Origin of the sequence: Flavobacterium ginsenosidimutans (assembly GCF_003254625.1) — a bacterium.
Lineage (GTDB): Bacteria > Bacteroidota > Bacteroidia > Flavobacteriales > Flavobacteriaceae > Flavobacterium > Flavobacterium ginsenosidimutans.
Genome location: NZ_QJRJ01000082.1, coordinates 115,619 through 137,916, shown reverse-complemented (window position 1 = coordinate 137,916; position 22,298 = coordinate 115,619). Strand labels below are relative to the sequence as shown.

Here is a 22,298-nt window from a genome sequence, read left to right as displayed (position 1 = left end):
TCTCGCAAAGACGCCAAGTCCAATTGAGTTGCCTCCAGCTTTAGCTGGAGGTTATTTGAATCTAGTTTGAAGGCTTTAGCCTAAAATCGTAAGTTTGGCTAAAGCCCATTACAATCTTATTAATCACCTCCAGCTAAAGCTGGAGGCAACTCAAATTGATCTCTTAAATCTGCTTAAAAATCTCCGCTAGAAACTCTACAAAGATTGAATTCTAGGAACGGAGCTACTTGTGGAGATTTCTCCTTCGTCGAAATGACAAATAATACGTTTATTCTCCATGTAAAAAACTTTGCGGCTCTGCAACTTTGCGAGCAAATTCTACTCCAACAAAAAAACTTAGTCCCTTAGTATCTTAGCAACTTAGCATCTTTAAAAAAAACTAGTGCGTATGCTCTCCTCCGCCCTTCATTGCAGAAAGCAGATAAAAAGCGCCTTTCGTTACAATCTTAGCATTGGAAGGAATATCATTCACAAACTTAACTTCTGTAAAACCTAAATCGGTTGTTCCTGGAATTACTTCTATCGCTTTAAAATGAATTTCTTCTTCATGAGCTTCTTCTTTTTCATCTGCTGCGTGTTCGTGTTTTTCTTCAGCATGATTTTCTTCTTGAATGAAAACATAGAATTTATCTGCATTTTTCACCACTGCATCTTTTGGCAAGGCTGGAACTGTAGCATTCGTAATATTAATGTTTGCCGAAACATACATTCCTGGAATCAAACCTTTTGCATCAGCGGGATCAATTTTAGCGTGGACGGCAACGGTTTTACTTTCGTTAGAAAAAGATTTATTGATTCCGAAAATCTTTCCTTTAATCGATTTATTCGACTGATTTGTTAATACGAAATCAATTACCTGACCAACCGAAATTGAACCTAAATCTTTTTCATACACATTCAAATCCAAATGCATCTGACTATTGTCAACGACTTCAAAAAGCGAAACTCCTGTATTCGCAAAAGCGCCTTTAGCAATATTGATTTTTCCAACATAGCCATTTATCGGAGAAACAATTGGCACGACTGATGTTGTTCCTTTTGTATTCACATGTAAAGCATCTAATTTGTTTTTTGCTGCCTGTGCGCGAGCCCTTTCAGCTGCTAATTTGGCTTTTACTTCCTGAAAAGTTTTTCTCGGATTCACATTTTCATCACTCAACGTTTTCTGGCGATTGTATTCTAATTGCAGATATTCCACATTCGCCACAGCCGACTGGTAATCTTCCTGCATTCCTATAACTTCCAGATTTTGAATTGTTGCCAAAACTTTTCCTTTGTTTACGAATGTTCCTTCCAAAACAAAAATATCTTTTATCGTTCCGCCAATCAAAGTCGAAACCTCAGCAGAATTTTGCGGTGGAACTGTTGTATAACCATTTGCTTTGATGACTTTATTAAGATTGCGGTCTTCGACAAATCCCGTTTCAATTCCAACTGTTTTGTATTGAGAAGCTGTTAAAGCTACTTCTGTACTTGATTTTTCTTCTTCCTGTGGTTCTTCAGCTTTCTTTTCATTGCAGGAATTTAACATTCCGCTATAAGCAATAAGCAGTAAGCTATAGGCAACCCATCTTTGCGAACTTTGCGAGAAAATCTTTGTGACCTTTGCGGTTAAATAATTCAATATATTTTTCATTTTAATTGTTTTTGATAGTTGGAAATTGAAGTTCGATAGCACTTTGATTATAACTGTGCGTTGCCTCAGCAAATTGTTTTTTAATATCAATTGCCTGATTTAAAAAGCTGATATAAGACCAATAACTCATATCGCCATTTGCATAGCTTTTCTGGGCAGTTTCAATAATTTGATTGGCATATAACAATCCTTCATTTTGGAAATACGCTAAGTTTTTCTGCTGTTTTTGAAAGTTATTTTGCAATTCTTCCCTTTGCAGATTCAGCATCATTTTGTTTTTGTCTAAAGCCAATTGCGACTGCGAAATACTGATTTCTGCCGCTTTTACTTTGGTTGTATTGACGCCTCCAAACAATGGAATCTGCAATCCTGCCGTAAAACCCTGAAACAAAGATTCTGTATTAATAGTTTGTGCAAAATATCCTAATCCAACTTTTGGCGTACGCAAAGCTTTAAAAGTTCCGGCTTCTTTTTGATAAACGGAAATCTGCTGTTGGTAAAAATCGGTCATCAAAGTCTCGGCTTTTGTGTTTTGCTGATTTTCGATAAAAGTGTATTGCAAAGCTGTATTTTGGTCAGGAACAATATTTTCATCTGTCTGAATAAAAAATTGCAATTGCTTCTGATAAATTGCCAAATCGTATTCTAACTGCTCTTTCTGCGTTTCAATTTCTTTTACTTTCGCTTTGGCGCTGATTACTTCGATATTCCCGCTTTCTCCTGTTTTAAAACGCAATTCGGCGTTCTTTAGAAACTTCGTATAAATATCATTTAATTCTGAATTAAGCTTCTGAATCGAAATTCCATACAAATATTGATAATACGCCAAAGTCACGGCTTTTTCCAATTCATAAGACGATAATGCTTTTCGTTTTTCAGCCAGTTTGGCGAGTTCTTCCTGTAATTGTCTATTGGCTTTTGTAACATTTCCCAGTGGAAAAAACTGCTGTACCGAAACATTATGATCAAAATCAACGCTGTTAAACTGTCCGCCCTGATACTGCACCTGCAATGGATCCGGCTGAAAAGCAGTTTTCTTTAAAATGTTTTGTCGTTCGATTTCTTTATCAGCAATTTTTAAATCGATGTTGTTTGATTTGGCCAGTTCTATTGCTTTTTCTAAAGAAATTTTAGTTTGTGCGTGCGATAAGATTGTGAAAAATAGAAACGCACTTAACCGCAAAGTTCGCAAAGGAATTTTCGCAAAGTTCGCGGAGATTTTTCTATAAGTATATTGTGTCTTTTTCATTTTAAAAATTTTCTTTGTGTTCTTTGCGTAAATCTTAGCGCTCTTTGCGGTTAAACCCACACTCCAATAATAAATACAAAATCGGTAAAACGATTAAGGTTAATAAAGTAGCTGAGATTAATCCGCCGATTACTACGGTTGCTAATGGTTTTTGGACTTCTGCCCCGCCGCTTGTGGATAATGCCATTGGCAAAAATCCTAATGAAGCTACGGCCGCAGTCATTAAAACAGGACGCAAACGCGTTTTGGTTCCGATAAGGATTCGTTGAAACGGATCTGTAATACCTTCTGATTTTAATTGATTGAAATACGAAATCAATACAATTCCGTTTAAAACAGCAATTCCGAATAAGGCGATAAAACCAATTCCAGCAGAAATACTAAACGGCATTCCTCTCAGCGAAAGCGCAAAAACTCCTCCGATAGCCGATAACGGAATTGCACTAAAAATCAGCAACGCTTGTTTGACACTTTTGAAAGTGAAATACAGCAAGACTAAAATTAGTCCCAAAGCAATTGGCAAAGCAACCGAAAGTCTTTGTGAGGCTTCGATTAAATTTTGAAATTGTCCGCCATAAGTTATGTAATAACCAGCAGGAAGTTTGAAGCTTTTATCCAGTTTCTCCTGAATTTCTTCGACTACACTTTGAATATCTCTTCCGCGGACATTTAATCCAACCGTAATTCTTCGTTTTCCGTCTTCGCGGATTACTTGCACAGGTCCTTGTTCGTACTCAACAGAAGCAACCTGAGAAAGCGGTACTTGCTGGCCATTTGGAAGCGGAATAAACAAATTGCTTACATCAGTAATATCGCCTCGATTGTTTTCGTCCATTCTCACCACAACATCAAATCTTTTGCTTTCGTCATAAATCTTTCCGGCAACTTCTCCAGCAAAAGAAGAACGGATGATTTGGTTGATATCTGAAATATTCAATCCGTAAAGGGCAATTTTATCGTAATCGTATTTGATAGTAATCTGAGGCAATCCAGTAACTTTATCAGCTTTTAAATCGCCGATTCCTTCAATTCCTTTTATTTTCGAAATCAATTCTGTTGCTTTAGCATCAAGAATCTCCAAATCATCACCAAAAATTTTAATAGCAATATCAGATCGGCTTCCTGTCATTAACTCGTTAAAACGCATCTGAATGGGTTGCGAAATCTCGATATTGGTTCCAGGAATAATTTCCATTTCTTTTTTCATGGCATTGGCAATTTCTTCCCAATTACGGTATTTGCCTTTCCATTCTTTTTTGTCTTTTAAAACAATAATCAAATCCCCGCTTTCAATCGGCATTGGGTCAGTCGGAATTTCTCCGCTTCCAATTTTGGTCACGATAGTCTTAATTTCGGGGAATTTGGCTTTCAGAATCTGTTCGTATTTAGTCGCTGTTTCAACCATCTGCGTAAGCGAACTTCCTGTCATAATAGTAGCATTGATCGCCAAATCGCCTTCTTCGATTGTCGGGATAAATTCTCCACCCATATTTTGAAAAACGATAAAGGCAAAAGCGAATAATCCAACCGCAACAGAAAGCACTACTTTTTTAAATTCTAAAGCTTTTTTCAATAATGGCGTATAACGGTTTTCTAACCAAGCAATCATGCGGTCGCTGAAATTCTCTTTGTGTTCTGTTTTTTTCGAAAGAAACAAAGCACTCATCATTGGAATATAAGTAAGCGAAAGAATAAATGCTCCAATAATCGCAAAACCAACTGTCATAGCCATCGGTTTAAACATTTTTCCTTCGGTTCCAATTAAAGCCAGAATGGGCAAATAAACGATTAAGATGATAATTTCTCCAAAAGCAGCACTGTTCCTAATTTTTGACGCCGAATTATAGACTTCTTCGTCCATTTCTTCCTGCGTTAATTCTTTTTTATTTTTGAATTTCTGGAGATGATGCATCGTAGCTTCGACAATAATCACGGCACCGTCGACTATAATTCCGAAATCTATGGCTCCGAGACTCATTAAATTTCCGCTTACGCCAAAGGCATTCATCAAAATCACAGCGAATAACATCGCTAACGGAATAACGGAAGCAACAATTAATCCTGCACGTAGGTTTCCTAAGAACAAAATCAAGACGAAAATCACGATTAAAGCTCCTTCTAATAAATTCTTAGCAACTGTTTTAATGGAATTATCCACAAGCTTTCCTCTATCAATAAAGGCTTCGGCAACAACTCCCTCGGGAAGACTTTTGTTAATCTGCGCCATTTTTTCGTGAACACGATTTACAACTGCACTCGAATTTTCTCCTTTTAGCATCAAAACTAATCCTGAAACGATTTCTCCTTTTCCGTCTTTTGTGGATGCTCCGTAACGTAACGCAATACCCTCACGAACCTGCGCTACATTTCGAACCAAAACTGGAGAACCATTTCGGTTTTTTACAACAACATTTTCGAGATCTTTTATCCCTTTTGCCATTCCGACACCACGGATGAAATATGTGTATTGATCTTTTTCAATATAAGCGCCTCCCGTGTTTTGATTGTTTTTTTCTAAAGCATCAAAAATTTCGGTAATTGTAACGCCCAAACTATTGAGCATGTTTGGGTTTACTGCAATTTCGAATTGTTTTAGTTTTCCGCCCCAAGAACTAACTTCGGCAACACCTTTAATTCCCTGCAATTGCGGAATAATAATCCAATCTTGAATGGTTCTTAGCTCAACTGCGCTGTATTTGTTTTCATACCCTTTTTTGGCATAAACATCATATTGGTAAATTTCTCCCAAGCCTGTAGAAATTGGCGCTAATTCTGGAGAATTTACATAATCTGGAATGTTTTCTTCGGCTTGTTTTAAGCGTTGAAATATTTGTTCTCGTGCCCAGTAAATATCTACGTCGTCTTCAAAAACAACGGTTACAACCGATAATCCGAAACGCGAAATACTGCGAAGTTCTATCACATGTGGAACTGTTTTTACAGCTCTTTCTAATGGATAAGTAATTAATTGTTCGACTTCTTGACTTGCCAATGTTGGCGCTGTGGTAATAATCTGAACCTGATTATTGGTTACATCTGGCAGGGCATCGAGCGGTAAATTTTTAAGCGAATAGCTTCCCCAAGCAATAAGCACAAGGGTAAATAATAGTATTACGAATTTGTTTCGTATACTAAATTGAATGATTTTATCTAACATTTGAATATATAATGACGTGAGAAATTAGACAATTAAATTGCCTGTAAACGTGTGGAAAGACCACAGCTCTCTCGCCCATTTTCAAAACATTGAAATGGGCATAATCATTATGCTATTTGAGGGGGTTGCCAAATACTTCCGTAGAAATCGGAAATAAAAACAGAATTATAACTAGGTAAAGAAATTGAAATTTGAGTAAAAGTCTTTGGAAACTCAAAACTTTCTGTAGAATGGTAGCTTAAAACCTGTGCACCGCAGCAGTTGCAGGCGCAAAACGGAGAACATAAATCATTGCTTTTATCATGTGAATGATTTTCTTCTGAAGCAAATTGTGCCGTTTTATGCATAGCGCTATTTATTTCCATATCAGCACATGGCATATTAGAAAGTGCCAGTAGGTAAACTGATAATATAATTGCTATCCATTTCACAGTTGTAAAAATACCACTTTTTTTTAAATTATTCAGAACTACATAATAATGCTGATTATAAAAGAGAAAGACACACTAATCATCTGAAAATTATTTTAATAGCTTTTTTTATTTTCTGCAAAAATTTTGTCGGAGGTAAGAAAATTTCGTTAACTTTAACAATAATTAACAATTTTTTAGTCCCAAATTTTAAGCCAAAAAAACTTTTTCTATAAGCCAAAAAAATAAACAGAGATTTCTTTAAGCACAAATTAGTACAATTTATTTTTCACAGTTTAATTAATTTTAAATACTCTAATCAATGAAATGTAAGACACTAATATCAGCCTCTTTATTATTTTTCAGCATCCAAATTTTCGGTCAAGTTTATACCGATAAAATCGTAGGAGAAAAAAATCAAACGTTAAAAGACAGTCTTAAAACAGAAGAATACCCGTATGCCCTTCCTATTTGGGGAGAAAAAGTAGCGCAGAAAGGATATAAACTTCCCTATTCTGCAGGAGTTTCAGTTAATTATTTCTGGCAAGAATCTGAAATTGTTATTAATGATTTAAATATTGGTTTTAATCATGGGCCTCAATATAACCTAGATGAAATTGTACGATTTGACAAATCAACAGTTGAAGCTGGTGCGCTCACTATCAGACCTGATATATGGCTGCTTCCCTTTTTAAATATTTATGGAATTTTCGGAAAAGCCAAAACGGCAACTAAAATTAATGCTGGTATTTGGGTTCCAGACGCAGATAACAATTGGTCTGAAGTTGCAAATTTTAGTACCAAAGCAAATTTTGACGCTACGACTTTTGGTCTTGGTATGACACCAACAATTGGTATTGGCGGAGGCTGGCTAGCTCTGGATATGAACATGGCTTGGACTGATATTAGTTCGCTGGATAAACCTGCTTTTTCATATGTTTTTGGTCCGAGATTAGGAAAAACATTTAAATTCAATAAACCAGACACAAATATAGCGGTTTGGGTTGGAGGTTTCAGAGTTCATATTTCTGGAGATACTAATGGAGATTTGCCTTTATCTGATTTTATTGATCTAAGCAGCGCTCAGGCTAAGGTAGACAGCGGTCTTCAAAAAATATCTGACAATCAGATAAAAGTAGATAATTGGTGGGATGGCTTAACACCTGCTGAACAAAAAAATCCAGTTAATATAGCCAAACATAATACTGCCGACAGAGCACTAGAAAGAGCAGGAACATTCCTCGCGACTCTGGACGGAGCATTGAGCACAGCCTCAGATTCATCTGTTCAATATTCCCTTCAAAAAAGACCAAAGGATATGTGGAACTTTATCATTGGGTCGCAATATCAATTCAGTAAACATGTAATGTTTCGTGCAGAATGTGGTTTCTTAGGCACTCGTACACAAGTATTAGGCAGTCTTCAGTACCGTTTTGGACTTTAATTTAGAAATCGTATGAAAAAAGGTTTTCTAATCCTTATCTCTTTCTTTTGTATTACCTCTGCACAATCCCAAGTCTTGATTTCCTTAATATTTGGAGACAAACTCAATTCGGAGTTTTTAGAATTTGGTCTAGAAGGCGGTGTTAATTTTTCGACCATTTCAAATATGGGATCTTCTGCCACAAATCCTGGATTCAATCTTGGGTTTTATTTCGACATTAGATCTAAGAAAAATCCAGCCTGGATGATCAATACTGGTGTTATTGTAAAATCGCCAATGGGGGCTCAGGATATTCCTGTTTATTCTCTAAACGATGAAAATTTGGATAATACTTTTGCGGGCGGAAGTGTAAATCGTGAAATTCGTTATTTTAATGTTCCTATATTGATTAAATACCAATTCAAAAATAATATTTATCTCAAAACAGGACCTCAATTTGGTCTTCTTGCTAAGGCTTTTGATGAGTTTAAAAACGAAATCAATAAAGATGATGTTATTTACAAAAAAAATATTCGAGATCAGATTCACGTAATTGATGCCGGACTTGCATTTGGAGCCGGATATCATCTAAATGTTGGAAATGGCTTAAATTTTACGGTTCAATATTACTACGGATTAGTAACTGTCATGAAAGGCGATGGTCCAAATAACCAATACAACAGATCTTGGTACATTACTGCGGGGATTCCTATTGGTAAAGGAAAAGCAGCGCAAAAAAGAGCCGAAAAAGAAGCTGAATTGAATAAAGTGGTTCTTCCAGAAGATGAGAAATAATAGTTTTTTTTGCAAAAAATATATTTTGCTCCGCTGGAGCTTTTGATTGTGCGTATAATTATTTGCTATAAATATTTCGTCCCTCCGGGACTGATTCTCAATTATTTTACAAAAAGCTTCGGAGAAGCTAAATATTTATAGCATAATTTATCGACATCTAAATAGCCCCAGAGGGGCGACATTCCATATCAACAAACCGCTTATTCCTGATTTATTTCTTTTATAAATTCAAGAATCTCCTCTGTTTTTAAAACAAAATCAGGAGTTGTGTGCAGAATAGCATTATTAGGCATATAGGGCATATCTGCAGAAAGCGGGTTCTGTACCACACTTATTCCGCCAGCTGCTTGAATCGCCTTTAATCCAACTGTTCCGTCCGAATTGGAACCAGAAAGCAGAATTCCGATCAAATGATTTGTATATATTTCAGCAGCAGACTCAAATGAGACGTCAATACTGGGTCTGCTATAATTTATTTTTTCTGAGGTGTCTAAAGATAAAGTTTCATTTTTTTCAAACAATAAATGATAATTGGAAGGCGCAATGTAAATGAATCCAGCTTCGAGTTTTACTTTATCTTCTACTTCTTTTACTTTTAATTTCGCTTTTAAAGCAATCAAATCTTCTAAGGTTTGTTCGTCTGTGTTTTTTCTGTGAACGACAATTACAATAGCAAAAGAAATTGTTTTTTCTACAAATGGCAAAATCTGTAATAATGCCTGCAAACTTCCTGCAGAACCTCCAATTATAACTACTTTACAATCTTTTATTCTTTTATTTTCCTCCATATTTTCTCTTTAGCAAATTGTTTGTATTTGGTTTGAGATATAGAATACTTTATAGTTTCTTTTGTTCCGAGAGCTAAAAATCCTAGAACAGCCAAGCTATCATCAAATAAATTAATCACTCTTTTTTGCAAATTATTATCAAAATAAATTAAAACGTTTCGGCATAAAATCAGGTCAAACTCATTGAAAGAAGTATCTGAAACCAGATTATGCTGTGAGAAAACCATTTTCTCTGAAAGATTGTCATTAAACTTTGCAAAACCATAATTCGCAATATAATAATCTGAAAAATCTTGCTGTCCGCCCGAATCGCGATAATTATCTGCGTAATCTTTTATCATTCGCAACGGAAAAATACCGCTTTTTGCTGTTTCTAAAACCGATGCATTTATATCAGTTGCATATAATATTGATTTATGAAGCAAACCCGCTTCTTTGAGCATAATTGCCATAGAATATACCTCTTCTCCAGTAGAACATCCTGCGTGCCAAATTCTTATAAAAGGTTTTGTTCCTAATAGCGGAAGGATTTCTTTTCGTAGCGTAAGATAAAAAGAGGGATCACGAAACATCTCGGTTACATTTACTGTAATTTCGTCAATCATTCTCTTGCAATATTCTGGATCTGTGCGGACTTTAGACAAAAAATCATGAAAATGCTTAAATCCATCTAAATAAAAAACCCTGCTTACGCGTCTTTTAAGTGAAGCTCTGGAATAACTTCCAAAATCAAAACCATAATATTCGTAAACATCATTTATAAGAGTTTCTAATTCAATATCTTCAATCATAATTCATTTAAATTTCTTCCAGAATCTGAAGTAATTTGTCCACATCTACTGGTTTTGAGATGTAGGCATCTGCTCCAGCTTCTAAACATTTTTCTTTATCTCCCGCCATCGCCTGCGCAGTCACAGCAACCACCAAAGTAGATTGTTGCGACGGAATCTCTTTTATAAGCGGAATCGCCTCATAACCATCCATTTCAGGCATCATCATATCTATTAAAACGGCATCGATTGATGCGTCTTCTTTCAATATTCCTAAGGCTTCTTCGGCACTTAAACAAGATACACAATCGTACGATTTTGCTTTTAATGTATTAACTAAAGCAAAAATATTTCTGGAATCATCATCTACAATCAAAACGCGTTTCTTTCCCATTTACAGCAATTTAAAAGGTTAGATTTTATCATAAAGCCAAACTCGCAGTAACGATAACAGCTGGTCAACATCGACAGGTTTTGTGATATAGTCTGAAGCCCCTGCTTTAATACATTTTTCTCGATCTCCAGTCATGGCTTTTGCTGTGACAGCTATTACAGCTAAGTTAAGAAATTTAGGGTTACTTCTTATCTTTTCTGCCGTTTCGTAACCATCCATATTTGGCATCATCATATCTAATAATACAACATCTGTGTCTGGATTTTCATCTAAAATCTTAATCGCTTCTTTTCCGTCAAAAGCTGTAATCACAGTCATTCTAAAGGCTTCTAAAGCTTTAGAAAGCGAATAAATATTACGAACATCATCATCTACAATTAGTACTTTTTTCTCAAACAAAATATTGTTTAACGAATTCAGTTTCTTATGGGTTTCTTTTTTATTGTCTCCATTCTTCTTTTCTTCAACTAAATGAAGGAAAAGCGAAACCTCATCGAGCATTCTTTGGTAAGAATGTGCCGTTTTTACAATAATAGAATCAGCATATTTTCTAATTTTTAATTCTTCTTTTATAGACAAACTTTTTCCTGTAAAGACAATAACTGGCAGATTTTCTAATCCTGGACTTTTTTTCACGCCGTCCAGAATTTCATATGCCTGTTTGTCTGGAATTCCCATATCTAGAATCACACAGTCTACTTCTTCTTTACCTAAAGCTGATAAACCTGCCGAAACCTCACTTTTAATCTCAGAATTGATATTGTACGATTCTAAGAAATAAGCAAGCGCCTTAGCGTGTTTCGGGTTATCTTCGATAATTAAAACCTTTTGCGATTCTTTATTGATAATATGCTCAATTCTTGTAAAAACTTCTGGAATTTTGTCGAAAGCAACTGGTTTGTCTAAGAAATCTACTGCTCCTTTCAGCAAACTTTCTTGTTTTAATTTGTGCGAAGACATGATATGAACCGAAATATGTTTGGTTTGAGAATTATTTTTTAATTCCTCCAAAACTTCCCAGCCACTTTTAATAGGAAGTTCGATATCCAATAAAATTCCGATTGGTTTATAGATCAAAGCAAAATTTAAAGCATAATCTCCTCTCACCGCAACTATTCCTTTGTATCCTTTTTTCTGCGTAAAAGCCAATAATGATTTAGCAAAACTAATATCGTCTTCAACAATCAAGATCACTTTATCACCTTCAACGATTGAATCTCTATCATCTTCAATTTCTGCAGGAATAACATCGCTGATGTATCTTGGTCTTGCATCTGTTTTTTCTGTTTCTTCTTCAACAGTTTCTTCTTCATCAATTCTATTAACTGAAATTTTATTCAAAGCGATTCCTAGAACTGGAAGGCATAAAGTAAAACTACTTCCTTCATTTACTTTACTATGCAAAATGATTTCTCCTCTAAGTAATTTTGCCAATTCACGACTGATCGACAATCCTAACCCAGTTCCTCCATATTTACGTTTCGTCGAACCGTCTGCTTGCTGGAAAGCTTCAAAAATTAATGGCTGTTTTGCCAAAGGAATTCCAATTCCGGTATCTTTTACAATAAAACAGATCTCTTTATCATCGTCATCATTTATTTTAATTTCAAGGCTTACCGTTCCTTTTTCAGTAAATTTAATGGCATTCGAAATCAGATTTTTTAAGATTTGCTCCAAACGCATTTTATCAGTTTTGATTACGATTGGTGCTTCTTTAGTGATAATTTCAAATTTAATGTTCTTTTCTTTCGCAACAATATGGAATAAATTGTACATATTATCGGTGATTTCTTTTGTAGAAACATCCAAGAATTCCAACTCCATTTTTCCTGCTTCAATCTTAGATAAATCAAGGATTTCATCAATTAATCCTAACAAACTGTTTCCAGAACTTTGAATTACTTTTGCAAATTCAATTTCTTCATTATTCATCGTTTGATTATTGTTTTCAGACAATAAACGGCTTAATAATAAAATGGAATTCAGCGGAGTTCTTAATTCGTGAGACATATTAGCCAAAAACTCTGATTTATAGCGAGTACTCAGCTCTAAAGCTTCCGATTTCTTCTGAATTTCTGTGTTTTTTTCTTCCAATAAAACACTTCTTTCCGATAATTCTTCATTGGTTTGTTCCAATTCTTCCTGCTGTACGCGAAGTTCTTCTTCCGAAGCTTGGAGTTTTTCGGTTTGTGCTTCTAATTCTGCATTTATTGCTTCTAATTCGCTATGCTGAATTTGTAATTCTTCCGACTGAGATTTTGTTTCTTCCAATAATTCTAAAACTCTTTTACGGTTTTGAGTCGCTTTTAAAGCAATTCCGATATTATTAGCAACGATGTTCAAAAATTCCAACTGAAGCATTGAGAAACCATAAATACTGGCTAATTCTACCGCACCTTCTACTTTATAATCCATCAGCGGAAGCGCCACAATATGTGTTGGTTTAATTTCGCCTAAAGCATAATTGATCTGAATATCATCTGGCGAAAGTGTTTTCAGTTCCAGCATTTTACCCGAAACAATTGCTTGACCTATTAAGCCTTCCCCTTTTTTAATTCTTTCTCTATTTTTACTTGGAATATAGCTGTAACCTCCAGAAATTGTCATTTCTTCTCCATCTAAAACATACAAAACTCCAGCGCTACTGTTGGTGTATTGGCACAAAAATTCAATCACATCTTTAGATAATTTCTGAATGGTTTTCTCACCCAGCATTTTATCATTTAGAGTTGCAACTCCTGACTGCAACCATTCTTTTTGAGATAATAATTCGAAAGAACTTTTTAAAGAATCTTTCATTTCATGAATAGATGCTCCAAGATCTCCCAAAGTATCTGCTTTTCTATCATCGATCTGAACATCATAATTTCCTTTAGCAATTTGGGTCGCAATTCCGCTAATTACTATCAATCTTTCGGCAATTTCTTTATCTTTTTTCTCTAATTCCTTCTGTAATAAAGACCTTTCATTGTAATCTTTTAGAACTCTCATCATAAAAACAATAGAAATAAGGGCTGCTATAAAGAAAGCAATAACAATTAAAGCCAAACTATAATTGCCATAACGCTCTGAATTTGAGTTGCGCTCTTCTAAAAGTTTTTGCTCCGTATTTTCAACTTTTTTGATGATCGCCCGAATCTCGTTCATCATATTTCTTCCCTCATTCAAATCGAAAATTAGGGTTTGCTTGCTCAAGCGTTTTTTTACAATTTGATTGTTTAGATATTTGAAGAAACCAGAACGTTTGTCAGCAAGTTCTTCCAGTAATTTTTTCTGTGAAGGATTATCAGCTGTTAATCCTTCCAATTTTTCAAAATAAGCATTTGCTTTGTTTTCAGAATCATTAAATCGATCTACAAACTGTTCGTCTCCTGTAAGCAAATATCCTCTCATGCTTGTTTGGGCTTCAGTAATAATCGATGAACCTTCGTTTAGGTTATAGATTACGTCCTGAGTGTGATTTACCCAAAAGTTACTGTTTAAAAGACTTTTGATACTTATAAACGAAGCAACCGAACTTATTGTAAGTACAAACAATGAAACTAGCGAACCAATTAATAAATTCCTTTTAAAATTGCCATTCATATATTTCTAAGTTATTTTAATTCGTATTTCAAAGGAAGCACAATAATAAAACTTGCACCCTCACCTGGTTTACTTTTAGCAGTAATTAATCCGTTGTGTTTTTCTATGATTTTTTTTGCAATTGCCAGCCCAATTCCTGTTCCTTCGTAGGTTTGACGGTCATTTAAACTTTGAAAGATAATAAAAATTCGATCCAGATAAATCTCGTCAAAACCAATTCCGTTATCTTTTACCATAATTCTGCAAAAATTACCTTCTGGAGAAGTTGGACTTTCGATTGATTTTTCTAAAATGATTTCTGAAGTAATTTCTATTGCTGGTTTTCCTTCATGTCCAGAAAATTTCAATGCATTTCCAATTAGATTTTGGAAAACCTGACGCATCTGACTCGGAATACTATCAATAGTAGGAAGTTCGTTGGTTTTAATAATGGCATTTTTTCGTTCAATCAAATAATCAAAATCACCTAAAACCTCTTGCAAAACAACATTTAAGTCTGTTCTTTCAGGCTTAACCTGCGCCGAAAGTCTAGAATAAGCCAAAAGATCAGTAATTAAAGTCTGCATTCTTTCAGCCGATTTTATCGTTCGATCTACATAATCGATAGCTTTATCATCGGCTTTTAAATAAAGATCTTTTATAATTTTTATGAAAATTTGAATCTTTCTGATGGGTTCATTTAAATCATGAGAAACCACCCATGAAAATTGCTGTAATTCATGATTTCGCAGTTCCAATTCTTCGTTTTTGTGAACTAATTCTTTTGTTCTTTCCGCGATTTTGATTTCAAGATTATCCTGCGCTTCTTTTCTAATTTTAATTTCTTTAGAAAGAAGATCTTTTATGGCTTTAAGTTCATTTTGCTGTTCGTAGATTTTAATGAAAGTTTTTACTTTCAGTATCAGCAAATCGCTATCGACAGGTTTTGTAATATATTCAACAGCACCTGTTTCGTAGCCTTTAAAAATATATTTTTTCTCTGTATTAAGTGCAGAAAGAAAGATAACGGGAATATCTTTAGTGCGTTTATTTCCTGATAGAATTTTCACTACTTCAAAGCCGTCGAGCCCTGGCATTTGAACGTCCATAATAATCAGACAGTAATCTGTTTTTAAGATTTTTTTGAGAGCTTCTTCTCCAGATTCGGCACTATCAACATCAATATTATGTAGTTCCAATGTTTTCTTTAGGGCAATAATATTGGCCCTTATATCGTCTACAATTAATACCATGTCGGGAAGCTAAATCGTTTGTAAATCAAAACACTTGAATTTAAATAAATATAAAAATTTTCTTATTTTTTTAATGAAATGCAAAATGCGTCTCGATAAAATGATGCGGAAATTCTCAAATGTATAAAAAAAATAACGGGCAGGTTTTTTATTTAAATCGGAAATAGTTACAAAATTCCCATCTTTAGTTATATCTTCTACATTTCTGTATAATTTCTAACTTTTTAGAAATCACTTCTTTTCTAAACCTTTTTAAAAAATTGAATGTATTTTCATACATAAAAAAGTATTTTATTTTGATTGAGGCAAACAAAATTTCTTTTAAGACAAGCAAAATTTGATCGAAAAGCTAATTTTAAGCAGCATACAAATGCTTCAAAAAAGAAAAAAATCATGAAAAAGAAACAAACATTTCCTGAGCAAAAACAAAATCTTCCTGGCAATGAATACATGATGAATCCTGAACCAGAAATTATAAGAGAAAATTATGTTGGAAGCGGAAAACTGTTAGGCAAAACAGCTTTTATCACAGGCGGTGACAGTGGTATCGGTCGAAGCGTTGCCGTGCATTTTGCCAGAGAAGGCGCAAATATTGCTATTGTTTATTTAAAAGAAGACAAAGATGCTTTAGAAACTAAAGCAATGATTGAAAAAGAAGGTCAGCAATGTCTTCTCATAAGTGGTGATTTAAAGGACGAGAAATTCTGTCGAACGGCCATAAAAAAATGCCATACCACTTTTAAAAACATTAATATTGTGGTAAATAATGCTGCTGTGCATTTTCCTCAAAATGAATTGGAAAACATAACAAATACTCAGCTGCATAAAACTTTTGAAACAAATATTTATCCTTTCTTTTATATCACGAAAGCTGCGTTAGCTTTTCTAACAGAAGGCGATGTTATCATCAATACGACTTCAGTAACTGCTTTTCGCGGAAGCGAACATTTAGCTGATTATGCAAGTACAAAAGGTGCGATTGTTAGTTTTACCAGATCGCTTTCTAGTATGTTGGCCAAAAAGAAAATACGTGTCAATGGCGTTGCGCCCGGCCCAATCTGGACGCCTTTAATCGTAGCGAGTTTCGATAATTTATCTGATTTCGGAAAAGATAATCCGATGGAAAGAGCTGGACAGCCTTCTGAAGTAGCGCCAGCTTATGTGTTTTTAGCTTCTGAAGATAGTAGTTATATTACAGGGCAGTTTATTCATGTAAATGGAGGGGAATTGGTAGGTTAAAAAAAGATTCTAAGATGCTGAGATACTAAGGTTCTAAGTTTTTTTTGTAATCTACTTAATGAGCATAATAACAAAACCAACAAATACCTTAGAACCTTTGCATCTCTGTACCTTAAAAAAAACAAAATGAATTATATAGACATCATCGGACTTTTTGCGGGAGCGTGTATAACAATATCTACAATTCCGCAAATTATAAAGGTTTGGAAAACCAAAAAAGTGAAGCAGATTTCCCTTAAAATGTTCGGCATTCTAACTTTCGGAATTGCAGTTTGGATTGTTTATGGAATTTTGAAAAATGATTTGCCAATTATAATTACCAACAGTATTTCGCTGATTTTAAATCTTACAATGGTTTATTTTATTCTTTCTTATGAAAAGGAATAAATTATAAACGAAAAAAAAACAGCTCTATCAAAGCTGTTTTTTTTGAAAGTGAAGAATATGGTATGCTTACTAGCTAGCTAATTTTTGATTGAAAGGTTTTAATTCCAATTGGTATTTTCGAGGTTGCAAGTTTCGTTTTAAAAACTGTACAGGCGCTGTCAAGTTTAAATAAGAAAGCTTTTTAATTTCGCTTAATTGTTTAACTGCAAAATTCAAAATTGGAACAAATGGAGTTAAATAATTATAACTATGCTGCGCTATCTCTAGTTCTAAAACTTCGCGAAGAATACTTTTCATTAATATATAACGAATTGCTCCTTGATTTGGAATTCTTTTAAGCTCCTGAAATTTCTCTCCAATTTTGTCATTTTCATCGCCTATATAAATGTAATTTCCAGAATTGTTTGTAAATATTTTTCTGACTTGAGAAACAAAGTCATTTTCTTTATTTTCGATTGTTGTTGGCATTCCGATTATTGAGAATTGAATCTGCTGATGGCTTTGAAAATACAATACGCTATTAATAGTAGAAGAATTACTCATAATACCTGATTGTTGTTTTTTAAGACAATTAGTAGCGCCATCGGCACCAAAACTATGCAAAACATTTCCCTTCTCGCAATAAGCAAAAAATACAGGCGTAAAAGGATTAGATTCGATACTTAAACTAATTTCTTGATTAAAAATTAAATCAAAATTGAGATATGACATTTCTTTTTCAAAACGAACTCCAGAAATGGTTCCATTTGCCCATTTTGATTTAATTGTCAATTTATATTCTTTGGCTGTAACTGATAATTCGCCACCAAAACTATCTTTAAGGTTATTAAAAACAGCATCAAATCCTCCAGTATTTATGTAAAGTTTTTTCATTATTATGGTTTGGTTTTAATAAAAGCGGTTAGTTCTTATTTACGAACAAAAACTAACCTTAGTTTTTACTTCATTTCTATAATCCAAATTTCGTTTATATTAACCTTCAATTATTTATACAATTTTTGGAAGATATTTCATAATTATTATTTTAAGGTTCTGAGATGCTAAGAGACTAAGATTCTAAGTTTCTGAAACTCTAAGCGAAAAGAGCAAAAAACCTTAGTATTTCAGAAACTTAGTCCCTTAGAATCTCGTTAAAAAAAAAAAGCAGCTGCTCCAAATAAATTTGGAACAACTGCTCATCAGCAAAATAAAAATACCAATCTATTTTTATTCTTTTAAGTCAGTTCGTTTATGTCAGCATTTTTAGAATAGTTCGCTTTCGGAATATCTTTAAAAAATTCAGCTTCTTCCAAATCGGCCATTGGGCCATATCCTAACAAATGGGTTCCTTTTCCACCGTCTTTAGTTTCAATTATATATAAAATCGACATATCATCAGGATCGCTCATTCCTTCATATCGATGATGTGCGACAATAAAAACATCTTCTGGTTTATAGGCAACTTTGCTTTCTGAATCTATTAAATGGTCATTTTCGAATAAATAATTTACTGTATATCCTTCTTCTTGATATCTTTTTATATTGTCAGTTTCGTGTTTTGAATCTTCTCTTTTCATGGCTTCAGTTTTAATCTGTTTATCAAATTTCCGTATTGAAACCAGATAAAATTAACTCAATTGATTTTAATCTTACCTCATTCAAAAATCGGCCTCAATAGAATATTTATTTTTCACTAAATTTAACAAAGCCAATATTTAGCATAAAAAAAACAGCTTGAAATTAGCTGTTTATAATTACAATAATACACCTAATCTTAATGAATAAAAACCGTGATTTTCTAGCAAATGGAGGAGAAATGGGGCAACTTACCCGTGACAAGGATTGGAGCAAAACGTCTGTTGGATCTATAGAATTTTGGCCTCAAAGCCTTCGTACCACTTTAGGAATTGTTTTAAACTCCAAATTCCCCATGTTTCTATTTTGGGGACCAGATCATATTTGTTTTTATAATGATGCTTATCGTCCGAGTTTAGGAAATAACGGCAAACATCCGTCGATTTTGGGAGAAAAAGGTGCAGAATATTGGTCTGAAATCTGGGATTTTATTAAACCTTTAATCGATCAAGTTCTTCAAAAAGGCGAAGCTACATGGCACGAAGATCAACTGTTGCCGATTTATAGAAACGGACAAATGGAAGATGTTTACTGGACTTTTAGCTATAGTCCCGTAAATGATGAAAACGGAAAACCAAACGGTGTTTTAGTGGTTTGCAATGAAACTACAGACCAAATAATTACTCGTAAAAAATTAGAAGAAAGCGAGAAACGTTTTAGAAACACAATCAAACAATTACCACTAGGAATTTGTGTTTTAAAAGGAGCCGATCTAATTGTTGAAACGGCTAACACAACTTATCTCCATATCATTGACAAAGAAGAAAATGCTATTTTAGATAAGCCTATTTTTGACTCTGTTCCCGAAACAAGAGAAACAGCGTATCCTATTTTAAAAAATGTTTTTGAAACTGGTATCTCCTATTATGCTGATGAATTTGCTGTTACTTTAAATCGCTACAACAAGCAAGATTTAGCCTATTTTAATCTCGTTTTTTATCCTATAAAAGAAGAAAATGATGTTATAACTGGCGTTATTGTAGTGGCGTACGAAGTTACAGAAGAAGTAAAAGCTAGACATTTGTTGGCAGAGCGCGAAAAAGCCTTTAGAAATATTGTAATGGAATCTCCAATTGCAATGGCGATCTTTAGAGGAAAAGACTTCATCATCGAAATGGCAAATTTAACGATGATGCATAATATCTGGCAAAAGAAAGAAAAAGATTGTATTGGTAAGCCTCTATTAGAAGTTTTTCCAGAATTAGAAAATCAAAAATATCCTGGATTATTGCATGAAGTTTTGAATAATGGAAAAACAATTCGGGAGAATGAAGCAGTTGCTTATGTAGACATTCACGGAAAACTCAAAAAATTCTACCTTGATTTCGAGTACACGCCACTCTACGAAAAAAATGGAAATGCATCTGGAATTATGTGTACTGTTTTTGATGTAACTTCTAAAGTTAAAGCTCGAAAAAAAGTCGAAACTGCCGAAGAAAGAGTTCGATTAGCTGCTGAAATTGGAGAAATTGCGATGTGGGATTTAAATCTTAAAAATAAAGAATTAGTCTACAGCGACACTATTCTAGATATTTTCGGTTTTGATAAAAACAGAAAAATTATCCATCAGGATATTCGAAGCCGTATTCTTCCAGAAGATGAACATATTGTAGTAGACGCATTCGCGAAAGCACTAAAAACGGGAATTTATAAATATGAAGCACGAATTTTAAAATTAGATAATTCGATTGCATGGATTAAAGTACACGGAAAAATCTTTTTTGATGATGATCAGAATCCTTCAAAAATGATTGGAACTGTAATGGATTTTACAATTGAAAAAGAAAGTCAGCAGGTATTGATGAAGAGTGAAAAAAAATTCAGACTCCTCGCCGACTCTATGCCTCAGCTTATTTGGACAAGTGATGCTTTGGGAAATCTAAATTATTTTAATCAAACCGTTTACAATTATTCTGGCATATCTGCAGAAGAAATTGAAAAAAATGGCTGGCTTCAAATTGTTCATCCAGATGATCGCGAAGAAAACTTAAAACTCTGGATGGAAGCTGTAAAAACGGGTAACGATTTCCTATTCATTCATCGATTCAAACGCTATGATGGCGAATACAGATGGCAGCTTAGTCGTGCAATTGCGCAACTAGACGAATTTGGAAAAGTGCAAATGTGGGTCGGTACAAGTACAGATATTGAAGACCAAAAGAATTTTACTAATCAACTCGAAGACCAAATTTTTGAACGGACAACACAGCTTGAGCTCAAAAATAGAGATTTGGTCAATATGAATATTGAACTGCAGTCGTTTGCTTATATCTCAAGTCACGATCTTCAGGAACCTTTACGAAAAATTCAAACCTTTGCTAGCCGATTGTCCGATTTAGATGAACAGAACATTTCTGCTGCTGCCAAAATATATTTAACTAGAATTGAGTTTTCTGCCAAAAAAATGCAGGATCTCATACAAGATTTATTAGCCTATTCGCGTGCCAACTCTGCAGATCGAATTTTTACAACAGTTAAAATTGATGAAATTGTTGAAGAAGTTATAAGTGATTTTTCAGATCGGATTGAAGAAAAAAAAGCGGTTGTGGAATACGATAATTTAGGAGAAGCAATACTTATTCAATTTCAGTTCAGACAATTGCTTCATAATTTAGTCGAAAATGCTTTGAAATTTTCTCGACCTGGAATTCCTCCAATTGTAAAAATCGCTGTAACGCAAGTTGACGGAAAATCGCTTCAAAATGCCGAATTTAAAGATAAAACCTATTATCATCTTCAAGTTTCAGATAACGGAATTGGTTTTGAGCTTGTTTATAAAGAAAAAATCTTCGAAGTTTTTCAGCGTTTAAATACTGAAAGTGAATATCGAGGAACTGGAATTGGTCTTGCGATTGTGAAAAAAATCGTCGAAAACCACAAAGGATTTATTGATGTTACAAGTGAAAAAGGCAAAGGGTCTGTTTTTAATATTTACTTTCCCGATTTATCTGAAATCAGTATCTAAAAACAAAATTTGCTTGCGTTGGAATAAATTTATTCCAGTCAATTTGAATGGCGTGTTCGATTGATTTTATTATATCGCTCATTAAAACGGGTTTTGTAATAAAACAATTGGCACCAAGATTACGGCATTTTTCAATAATACCAGGTTCGCTCGAAGTAGAATAAATCACAACTGGTATATCTTTTTTATAGTCTGAAGTACGAAGTTCTTCTAAAACATCAAATCCATTTTTTCCAGGCATATTTAAATCTAAAAAAACCACATAAGGTGTTGCTGGCAGATCCGAAATCGCATTTAAGAAATTTTGACCTCCTGAATATGTCTGAAGTTTGATATTCTGCGGTATAGATTCTACGGCGTCAGCAAAAATACTTAAATCATCTTCGTCATCATCGGTATAGAAAATAGTAAAATCTGTCATCGTATTTTTTGGCTGAGAATTATAATATTTCAAAGATAATGTAATTTTATGTAACAAATAAATATTGAATCGATTTCTCTTAAATACAGCAAATTGAAATCTCATAATTTCTAAGTTTAATTATATAATCTAAAAAAGAACAAAAAACGCCAACTTTACTTTAAGCTTTTTACAAGCGATATTAGTTTGTTTGTCAAACAGTTGAATTAGATATATAACTTTAAAATATAGTA

Annotated in this window: 17 protein-coding genes; 5 read left to right on the top strand and 12 right to left on the bottom strand. The window is 34.0% G+C overall.

Features of this window, described 5'->3' with window-relative positions:
• Positions 1-379 precede the first annotated feature (379 nt).
• The 4 genes from DM444_RS21185 to DM444_RS21170 form a co-directional block, all read right to left on the bottom strand.
• Entirely contained in the window at positions 380-1,636 is a 1,257-nt protein-coding gene (locus DM444_RS21185; protein WP_111290410.1) for an efflux RND transporter periplasmic adaptor subunit, read from the bottom strand.
• A 1-nt stretch (position 1,637) separates the two neighbouring features.
• Positions 1,638-2,885 (bottom strand): TolC family protein, encoded by a 1,248-nt coding sequence (locus DM444_RS24115; RefSeq protein WP_111290408.1) that lies wholly within the window; start codon positions 2,883-2,885, stop codon positions 1,638-1,640.
• A gap of 34 nt (positions 2,886-2,919) precedes the next feature.
• A complete protein-coding gene (locus tag DM444_RS21175; RefSeq protein WP_111290406.1) occupies positions 2,920-6,042 on the bottom strand; it encodes an efflux RND transporter permease subunit in 3,123 nt (1,040 codons plus the stop codon).
• A gap of 107 nt (positions 6,043-6,149) precedes the next feature.
• Entirely contained in the window at positions 6,150-6,473 is a 324-nt protein-coding gene (locus tag DM444_RS21170; RefSeq protein ID WP_239455759.1) for a DUF6660 family protein, read from the bottom strand.
• Between the two features lie 301 nt (positions 6,474-6,774).
• On the opposite strand from DM444_RS21170, the gene DM444_RS21165 reads away from it, so the two are divergent.
• Positions 6,775-7,896 (top strand): hypothetical protein, encoded by a 1,122-nt coding sequence (locus DM444_RS21165; protein ID WP_111290402.1) that lies wholly within the window; start codon positions 6,775-6,777, stop codon positions 7,894-7,896.
• 12 nt (positions 7,897-7,908) lie between these two features.
• Positions 7,909-8,670 (top strand): porin family protein, encoded by a 762-nt coding sequence (locus DM444_RS21160; protein ID WP_111290400.1) that lies wholly within the window; start codon positions 7,909-7,911, stop codon positions 8,668-8,670.
• A gap of 200 nt (positions 8,671-8,870) precedes the next feature.
• Here the strand turns inward: DM444_RS21160 and DM444_RS21155 are convergent, their stop codons facing one another.
• From DM444_RS21155 to DM444_RS21135, 5 genes are read right to left on the bottom strand one after another with little or no spacing between them, the layout of a single operon-like run.
• Entirely contained in the window at positions 8,871-9,458 is a 588-nt protein-coding gene (locus DM444_RS21155) for a chemotaxis protein CheB (protein WP_111290398.1), read from the bottom strand.
• On the bottom strand, positions 9,437-10,249 hold the full coding sequence (locus DM444_RS21150) for a CheR family methyltransferase (protein ID WP_111290396.1): 813 nt from the start codon (positions 10,247-10,249) through the stop codon (positions 9,437-9,439). Before DM444_RS21150 ends, DM444_RS21155 begins: the two co-directional genes overlap by 22 nt.
• Positions 10,250-10,256: 7 nt before the next feature.
• Positions 10,257-10,622, bottom strand: coding sequence for a response regulator (locus tag DM444_RS21145; RefSeq protein ID WP_111290394.1), 366 nt, complete (start codon positions 10,620-10,622; stop codon positions 10,257-10,259).
• Positions 10,623-10,640: 18 nt separating this feature from the next.
• Complete coding sequence (locus DM444_RS21140; protein WP_111290392.1) at positions 10,641-14,207, bottom strand: response regulator; 3,567 nt, start codon at positions 14,205-14,207, stop codon at positions 10,641-10,643.
• A gap of 11 nt (positions 14,208-14,218) precedes the next feature.
• Positions 14,219-15,439, bottom strand: a complete 1,221-nt coding sequence (locus DM444_RS21135) for a hybrid sensor histidine kinase/response regulator (RefSeq protein ID WP_111290390.1) — start codon at positions 15,437-15,439, stop codon at positions 14,219-14,221.
• A 390-nt stretch (positions 15,440-15,829) separates the two neighbouring features.
• On the opposite strand from DM444_RS21135, the gene DM444_RS21130 reads away from it, so the two are divergent.
• Together DM444_RS21130 and DM444_RS21125 are read left to right on the top strand one after the other, a co-directional pair.
• A complete protein-coding gene (locus DM444_RS21130; protein ID WP_262510518.1) occupies positions 15,830-16,678 on the top strand; it encodes an SDR family oxidoreductase in 849 nt (282 codons plus the stop codon).
• 126 nt (positions 16,679-16,804) lie between these two features.
• Positions 16,805-17,065: a SemiSWEET family sugar transporter gene (locus tag DM444_RS21125; RefSeq protein WP_111290389.1), complete on the top strand. Its 261-nt coding sequence runs from the start codon at positions 16,805-16,807 to the stop codon at positions 17,063-17,065.
• Positions 17,066-17,134: 69 nt separating this feature from the next.
• Here DM444_RS21125 and DM444_RS21120 read toward each other — a convergent pair whose 3' ends face one another.
• Both DM444_RS21120 and DM444_RS21115 read right to left on the bottom strand, forming a co-directional pair.
• The gene (locus tag DM444_RS21120) at positions 17,135-17,938 is read right to left on the bottom strand and encodes a hypothetical protein (protein WP_111290387.1); all 804 of its coding nucleotides are present in this window, start codon (positions 17,936-17,938) and stop codon (positions 17,135-17,137) included.
• Between the two features lie 341 nt (positions 17,939-18,279).
• Positions 18,280-18,621, bottom strand: coding sequence for a hypothetical protein (locus DM444_RS21115; RefSeq protein ID WP_111290385.1), 342 nt, complete (start codon positions 18,619-18,621; stop codon positions 18,280-18,282).
• A gap of 200 nt (positions 18,622-18,821) precedes the next feature.
• On the opposite strand from DM444_RS21115, the gene DM444_RS21110 reads away from it, so the two are divergent.
• A complete protein-coding gene (locus DM444_RS21110; protein WP_111290383.1) occupies positions 18,822-21,644 on the top strand; it encodes a PAS domain-containing sensor histidine kinase in 2,823 nt (940 codons plus the stop codon).
• Here the strand turns inward: DM444_RS21110 and DM444_RS21105 are convergent.
• The gene (locus DM444_RS21105) at positions 21,634-22,170 is read right to left on the bottom strand and encodes a response regulator (RefSeq protein WP_239455758.1); all 537 of its coding nucleotides are present in this window, start codon (positions 22,168-22,170) and stop codon (positions 21,634-21,636) included. The two genes, DM444_RS21110 and DM444_RS21105, sit on opposite strands and share 11 nt — an antisense overlap.
• Positions 22,171-22,298: the final 128 nt, after the last annotated feature.

What these genes read in the sequence shown, in the direction of transcription:
- DM444_RS24115 (WP_111290408.1), bottom strand. Translation starts at nt 2,885, where the DNA reads ATGAAAAAGACACAATATACTTATAGAAAAATCTCCGCGAACTTTGCG.
- DM444_RS21155 (WP_111290398.1), bottom strand. Translation starts at nt 9,458, where the DNA reads ATGGAGGAAAATAAAAGAATAAAAGATTGTAAAGTAGTTATAATTGGA.
- DM444_RS21115 (WP_111290385.1), bottom strand. Translation starts at nt 18,621, where the DNA reads ATGAAAAGAGAAGATTCAAAACACGAAACTGACAATATAAAAAGATAT.
- DM444_RS21135 (WP_111290390.1), bottom strand. Translation starts at nt 15,439, where the DNA reads ATGGTATTAATTGTAGACGATATAAGGGCCAATATTATTGCCCTAAAG.
- DM444_RS21105 (WP_239455758.1), bottom strand. Translation starts at nt 22,170, where the DNA reads ATGAGATTTCAATTTGCTGTATTTAAGAGAAATCGATTCAATATTTAT.
- DM444_RS21175 (WP_111290406.1), bottom strand. Translation starts at nt 6,042, where the DNA reads ATGTTAGATAAAATCATTCAATTTAGTATACGAAACAAATTCGTAATA.
- DM444_RS21125 (WP_111290389.1), top strand. Translation starts at nt 16,805, where the DNA reads ATGAATTATATAGACATCATCGGACTTTTTGCGGGAGCGTGTATAACA.
- DM444_RS21110 (WP_111290383.1), top strand. Translation starts at nt 18,822, where the DNA reads ATGAATAAAAACCGTGATTTTCTAGCAAATGGAGGAGAAATGGGGCAA.
- DM444_RS21140 (WP_111290392.1), bottom strand. Translation starts at nt 14,207, where the DNA reads ATGAATGGCAATTTTAAAAGGAATTTATTAATTGGTTCGCTAGTTTCA.
- DM444_RS21120 (WP_111290387.1), bottom strand. Translation starts at nt 17,938, where the DNA reads ATGAAAAAACTTTACATAAATACTGGAGGATTTGATGCTGTTTTTAAT.
- DM444_RS21150 (WP_111290396.1), bottom strand. Translation starts at nt 10,249, where the DNA reads ATGATTGAAGATATTGAATTAGAAACTCTTATAAATGATGTTTACGAA.
- DM444_RS21185 (WP_111290410.1), bottom strand. Translation starts at nt 1,636, where the DNA reads ATGAAAAATATATTGAATTATTTAACCGCAAAGGTCACAAAGATTTTC.
- DM444_RS21165 (WP_111290402.1), top strand. Translation starts at nt 6,775, where the DNA reads ATGAAATGTAAGACACTAATATCAGCCTCTTTATTATTTTTCAGCATC.
- DM444_RS21145 (WP_111290394.1), bottom strand. Translation starts at nt 10,622, where the DNA reads ATGGGAAAGAAACGCGTTTTGATTGTAGATGATGATTCCAGAAATATT.
- DM444_RS21160 (WP_111290400.1), top strand. Translation starts at nt 7,909, where the DNA reads ATGAAAAAAGGTTTTCTAATCCTTATCTCTTTCTTTTGTATTACCTCT.